Source organism: Streptococcus sp., from assembly GCF_030528045.1.
Taxonomy (GTDB): Bacteria; Bacillota; Bacilli; order Lactobacillales; family Streptococcaceae; genus Streptococcus.
Genome location: NZ_JAUMZR010000064.1, coordinates 1 through 5,722, shown reverse-complemented (window position 1 = coordinate 5,722; position 5,722 = coordinate 1). Strand labels below are relative to the sequence as shown.

Annotated in this window: 6 protein-coding genes and 2 pseudogenes; 1 reads left to right on the top strand and 7 read right to left on the bottom strand. The window is 40.7% G+C overall.

The annotated features are described in order from the left end of the window. Positions 1-578 (top strand): G5 domain-containing protein (locus tag Q4A91_RS09135; protein WP_303214183.1); only part of this gene is annotated, 578 nt, incomplete at its 5' end. A 143-nt stretch (positions 579-721) separates the two neighbouring features. On the opposite strand, the gene Q4A91_RS09130 is transcribed toward Q4A91_RS09135, so the two are convergent. The 7 genes and pseudogenes from Q4A91_RS09130 to Q4A91_RS09100 form a co-directional block, all read right to left on the bottom strand. After that, positions 722-877 (bottom strand): ADP-ribosylation/crystallin J1, encoded by a 156-nt coding sequence (locus tag Q4A91_RS09130; protein WP_303214181.1) that lies wholly within the window; start codon positions 875-877, stop codon positions 722-724. A gap of 61 nt (positions 878-938) precedes the next feature. Further along, positions 939-1,232 (bottom strand): DUF5960 family protein, encoded by a 294-nt coding sequence (locus tag Q4A91_RS09125; RefSeq protein WP_303214179.1) that lies wholly within the window; start codon positions 1,230-1,232, stop codon positions 939-941. After that, positions 1,225-1,587 carry a hypothetical protein gene (locus Q4A91_RS09120; protein ID WP_303214177.1) on the bottom strand — a complete coding sequence of 121 codons (363 nt, stop codon included), beginning with the start codon at positions 1,585-1,587 and terminating at the stop codon, positions 1,225-1,227. Before Q4A91_RS09120 ends, Q4A91_RS09125 begins: the two co-directional genes overlap by 8 nt. Further along, positions 1,584-2,998: pseudogene (locus Q4A91_RS09115) on the bottom strand (Y-family DNA polymerase). The gene Q4A91_RS09120 and the pseudogene Q4A91_RS09115 overlap by 4 nt, the downstream one beginning before the upstream one ends. 3 nt (positions 2,999-3,001) lie before the next feature. Continuing rightward, a pseudogene (locus Q4A91_RS09110) lies at positions 3,002-3,687 on the bottom strand (helix-turn-helix transcriptional regulator). Between the two features lie 260 nt (positions 3,688-3,947). Next, a complete protein-coding gene (locus Q4A91_RS09105) occupies positions 3,948-4,460 on the bottom strand; it encodes a GNAT family N-acetyltransferase (RefSeq protein ID WP_303214175.1) in 513 nt (170 codons plus the stop codon). A gap of 74 nt (positions 4,461-4,534) precedes the next feature. After that, positions 4,535-5,491 carry a hypothetical protein gene (locus tag Q4A91_RS09100; protein WP_303214173.1) on the bottom strand — a complete coding sequence of 319 codons (957 nt, stop codon included), beginning with the start codon at positions 5,489-5,491 and terminating at the stop codon, positions 4,535-4,537. Positions 5,492-5,722 lie beyond the last annotated feature (231 nt).

Genomic DNA, 5,722 nt, shown 5'->3' with positions numbered 1-5,722 from the left:
CTGCGCAACCGGAAACTCCGGCTCAGCCTGAAAAACCGGCGCAACCTGAGAAACCAATTACTTCTTCAAGTCCTGAGGAAGGGGTTAAAGACCTTGTCTTTAAACTTCCAAGCTTAGAAATCGTCAATAAGGTCGTACCGTTTAAGACAATTCATCGCGAAAACCCACAATTAGACAAAGGAAAAGAGCAAGTTCTATCAGAAGGGAAAGACGGTCTCTTAGTCGAGTATGTTGAAGTGGACGGTGACAATCGCAAGGTTCTCCAAACAGAAGCAACTCCAGCTCAAGATCGAGTGATTGAGGTAGGTAGCAAACAAAGCTCAGTTGGAACAGAAGCGCCACCAGTTGTGACTCTTCCTGAGTATGTTCTACCAAGAGAGACTGAAAAACCTGCTCCAGTCGTAACAGATAATTCATCAGCAAAAGATGAAAAAGCTCCTGTTACAGCTACAATCAAAGAAGATAAGGAAAGACTACTCCCTGCAACTGGGGAACAAGAAGCAACTGCCTTCCTCTTCTTGGCAGCCATTACTTCTATCTTGTCTCTCCTCATCTTCCAAAAGAATTTCAAAGACTAGTAACCCTCTTTGATTGATTCTTTCTAATGATTCAGTTCCCCCGTTGAGAAGACCATTTGGTCTTCTCTTTTTCTATCTGTAAAATTAAAAAACATCCACAAATATACATGGATGTTTTGGTATGACTCTATAAAGTAAGATGATCATTGAAGATAGCTGTTCTCAAATCCAACCACGTTTTCAAATAAACGCTCATCCAAAAAAGAGAGTGCCCCTTGCCTTATCTCATCAGAGCTACCATCATAAGTTTCTGCAAGAACTCCACAAATATAAGATGGCATTTCGAATTCCAATACCATGAGATTTTCTGACGTTCACAAGCCATCTTTCCTAAATCAAACTTCCCTCTTCCACACCTAGTCACTGACTACTATTTTTGAGTCCAGCGTATGCATAGGTTCGATTTCTGGGACACTCTTTTTCCGTCACCACCCTAAAATAAAAGCGATGCTCCCGCCCATCCTTGGCGTTTTCCTTGTTTAAAACAAAGTAGTTCTTCTGATTCATCGCCATAGTGCGTAGGATGTCATCGATCAAAAAAGTCAGTGGTACATTCATAACAGAGTATTTTTGAAAATCCTCTTCAAAGCGGATATAACTATCTGAAAAATAATCCATCTGCAGTTTGTTTTCATATAACTCTTTTCTAGTCATACACTCCCCCCTCCCACAGTCGAATTTCGAGAACATCTGCTACCTCTACCAGTCTATAGCCCTCATTGGTCCTAATAGATAGAGTTTGAGGTGATAATTCGCTTACCTCACCAATGATCGTGGTTTTATGCCTTCTTTCCTTGACTACAAAGCATCCCTTCAGTTGCCCAACATAAAGCTGCGAAAGCAAGGGTAGCTTCTCAACGGAATTCAAACTCGTCGAAAAAGCCACCCGATTTCTTTCTTCACCGAGTGAACTAGTATGCTCTGAGAGGAAAAAGCCCATCCACTTCTGCATCCCTGGATCTTGATAGTCACGCGCAGATGGAAAGTGTAAATAAGAACGATCAATCATTTTAGTCCATCTAATCCTCCAGCAGAATGCCCCCCAATCAGCTTGCTTCTGGCAAGACTCCTAGAGGCTTCTTCCAGTGCATTGGCCTTTAAGAGAGAGGTAAAACCAAATTGTTCCCGAATGGCATCAATAGCCGTCTGGAGCCTTTCTTCTTTTTCTAACTTGTCAACATCATCAAAGAGGAGATTAAGCCAAAGGACTCGTCTACAAATCCTGAATAGTTGACTCCGACACTTCTGACCGCTCCAGAAGTGTATTTATTATGAAATAACTTCAAAACATAATCCGTTAAGATAGCTGTATTATTAGTCGGTTCGACCTTCATTTGTGTATGAATAGACGGCCTAACCTCCTGTTTAGAGAAACCGACATAGATAGAGACAAGGGTTGTTTTCTTGCCAGCCCTTCTCAGTCTAATAGCCACCTGCTCCGCCATTTCTCGGAGAATAATTTCGATATCCCGTAGCTTCACGTAGTCTCTCGGCAAGATTTGAGAATTTCCTAATCCCTGAGACTTGGCTTTATAGGGCCTGTGAACATTGCTCTCATCAATCCCGTTAGCATGAAACCACAAACGCAGACCAGCCTGACCGAGAGCTTTCTGTAGCTGGTCTGGATTACTGGTGGCCAATTCTCTGATGGAAAAAATCCCCAGAGCATGCAAGCGTTTCTCCATCCGCCTGCCAATCCCCCAAAAGTCCGTCATCTTGGGAATGACCCAAACCTTCTCTTCCACATCCTGGTAAGACCAGTTGGCCCTCATGGTCGGAGTGTGCTTGGCCTCATTATCCAGGGCCAACTTGGCCAGTAAGGGATTGGCATTGGACATACCCACCGTAGAGTAGATCCCTGTCTGCCTCCAAATATCCCTCTGGATACGAGCAGAAAGCAGATCCAGCTTGTCTTTGCGAGAGAGACTCTTGTCTGGGATAAAATAGTTGAGCGAACTAGTCAGATCGATAAAGCCCTCATCGATAGAGTAGGGATAAATATCATCTGGACTACCATAGTTTTGAAAGATTCGCTGGATTTCCATATTGACCGCTATGTACTCATCCATCCTAGGTGGCACAACCAAAGTCACTTGAGCCCAATCTTCGATGTAGCGAACATAGTCTGAGTCAGTAGGCAAGCCTTGCTTTCGAGCATTGTAATAAGAAAATTTGCGCGTTTTGATATCAAAAGGCAGATCATAGGCCCGACCAACATTGGACTTGCCAAAAATCTTCTTAAACATGGGAGAGGAAGCTAGGATAAGACCAGTAGAATTATCCGCGCGACTCATGACACAAAGCGAGGTCTTCAGCGGATGTAAGTCCCTTTTCACACACTCAACGCTGGCATAAAAGGATTTCATATCGACAAAGGCAATATCACTTTTGGGCTCTCTGGAATAATCAAAGTAGCCCATAGGCTAACCCTCCATCGGCACAAAATTCCCAACGATAATCCCCACAATCCGAGGATCTTCCTCATAGGAGATGAAAATGTCCTTGTATTTAGGATTGATAGAAACCAGACGCAAACCATCTTCCTCCCGATAGACCCGTTTAATATAGGTCTGATTGTTACAAACCACTGCATAAACTGCCCCGTCATAGTCAAATCCTGTTTCCCGAATCAGAGCTACCGAACCATTTTGATATTTAGGTTCCATAGAGTCCCCAGATACCCAAGATGCAAAATCATGGGCCAACTCCTCGTTAAAGTAGACTGTATCAAAATTCTGATCATCATAGACCGAAGCCCCGATCCCTGCTGACATACGTTCATAGACACGGTACTCGTAGAGGCGCTCTGGCATGGTCGTCACCTTCTGAGTTTGTTCCTCTTGAGCTAGGTTGCGAGCATAGAGCACAACCTTTCCTTCCCTTGCTTGGAGAGGCTATTGTAGAGACGAACAATCTCAATCTGAGTGAAATATCCCTTTGCTACCTTTAAAATATTTTCTAGCTGGGCAACCTTCTCCTGGGATGGTTCCTTAATTCCACGTTCCCAAGCCGAGTAAGCCTGAAAACTGATCCCTAATTCCTCTGCAATTTCCTTCTGTGTCAATTTTAACTCTTTTCTCCGAGCCTTGAGTTTTTCTGGTTGGTACATGATTCACCCCCTAGTGTGATGCTTTATTGAGAATATCTCTCTTAGAAAAACAAATCGACGGTTGAGCTTACATCTCTAAAACTCAACCAATTCGGTTTAGTTTTATTATATAAAAAAAGTGGACGATTGTCCACTGGGAAAATCAAATTTTAACAGACACACCCGAAGATTCTAAACAAAAAACATCCAAGAAAATATTCTTGAATGTCTGGACAGATTATAACTCCGTTAACCTTGTCAGTAGACTGGAAATGATGATATTATGGCCTCCTTATCTCAAATACTGCTGTATGAACCCACTCATTATGAATGTATAAGTCATTTTCTATCATCCTACTAAAGGTGAAGCCATTTTTTAAAAGCACCCTCTGAGAGGCTATATTACCTCTTGTCGTTCCTGCAATAATTTTATTTAAACCATAAGTCGTAAAGGCCTTGTCTAAAACGAGTTTAACCGCTTCGCTAGCATAACCTAAGTTGCTAACATTTTCCCCAATCCTATACCCAAGCTCTGCTGTTGTTCGATCATTCTCTAAAACACTTAAATTTATTCTCCCGACCATCATACCTTGCGAATCTCTAATAAGATGCATATAGACATCACGATTCCTTTGTTCCGTTAACAATTCCCTCGTGATTTCTTTGAAACCTTCTAAATCAAAATAGTTAGCTGGTCTAGGAGGTAAATTTCGTTCAAAATACTCTCGATTTTCTTTTTCAAAAGAATAAACGTCTAGACTATTTTCTTCAGACAACAGCTCTAAACTAATCATTACAAATCCTCTCCCATCATTATCCACACTCAAACTTTCTCTTCTTAGTAAAAATATTGTTAGATAGAGTTTGACTACCTTTGATTAGGATCCCCTTTTTCCTTATTACGATAATATTTTATAAACTCTTCCTGACTATTGACAATATGCTCCTGTCCATCTACTGAGTTTTCCTCAGGAATTTTCACATTTTCAAATAAGTTCGTCCCTTCCTTATACAAGAGCTGATAAATTGGCATGTTGTTTTCGATACTTGGCTTATCTGCCAAGACTACAATTGATCCGTTATTATCTTCCAAAAGCTTTGCTGCTTCGGGATACTTTTGACGAATAAGGGCATCTTTATCCAACTTTCCTTCTTTTGAGATTCCGATTTCCCATTCATTCATAAAGTAATTAGAAGAGTTCTGTAACAAATGTGAAAAAGAGGTTGAGCGACTTATTTGTTCAAAGTCCTTTCCTTCACCTAATTCCACAATCTTCCCCTCATCCAAATCAATAGACTTGGTAGAAAGAGAACCGTCTTTGGCATTTTTCAAATGAATATCCAGTAGTTCTCGACCCTCACTAATATAGATGGTGGTCGCAATCCCTGTAGGGATATAGTCTGAATCATAATCTCGAGTCATTTTAAAAATATCGTAGTCTTTGGAAGGAAAGCCCTTCGTCTTTATATCATAGATGGTAATCTTCCAATATTCATCTTCAATAGGCTCATTTCGATACATAGACGATATCGCCAATCTTTTGTATTCCTGAACAATCTTATTTTGGCTGGCAACGGGACTAACCCAATAAACATAGGTAGACTGTGATGCAAGCCAATAGTCCAATGGATTATCATAGTCCCACTTAATCGCCAAGGCTTTCCCATCCTCGATATATTTGTAATCCACTATCTTTCTCTTAAACAAAAAAGTAGAGTATGGGTCAACATATTTGTTCACATAGTATTTGTAAGCCAAATAAGGCGTAAGTGAGAGAACTCCCACCAACATAACAATAAACACCATTTTTTTCGAAAGTTTCATTACAAAGCCTCCCAACGTTGATTATTTCTCAAATACTTTCTACTGTTGAAAGCATTTGTTCGTTTTCAAAAAATATACGAATTTCTAGAAATAAAAAGAAAATGTCCTTCTCCATTATACCATATGCGTGATACCGTGAGAAGACGAGAAAAGCAAAAGAAAACCACCTGAATTTGTTGGCTCTATAATATCTGTAGTGGGTAAAAACCACTATGGAAATTATGGAGCTTT

Coding starts and splice junctions, on each gene's coding strand:
- Q4A91_RS09130 (WP_303214181.1), bottom strand. CDS start 877: ATGGTATTGGAATTCGAAATGCCATCTTATATTTGTGGAGTTCTTGCA.
- Q4A91_RS09125 (WP_303214179.1), bottom strand. CDS start 1,232: ATGACTAGAAAAGAGTTATATGAAAACAAACTGCAGATGGATTATTTT.
- Q4A91_RS09120 (WP_303214177.1), bottom strand. CDS start 1,587: ATGATTGATCGTTCTTATTTACACTTTCCATCTGCGCGTGACTATCAA.
- Q4A91_RS09105 (WP_303214175.1), bottom strand. CDS start 4,460: ATGATTAGTTTAGAGCTGTTGTCTGAAGAAAATAGTCTAGACGTTTAT.
- Q4A91_RS09100 (WP_303214173.1), bottom strand. CDS start 5,491: ATGAAACTTTCGAAAAAAATGGTGTTTATTGTTATGTTGGTGGGAGTT.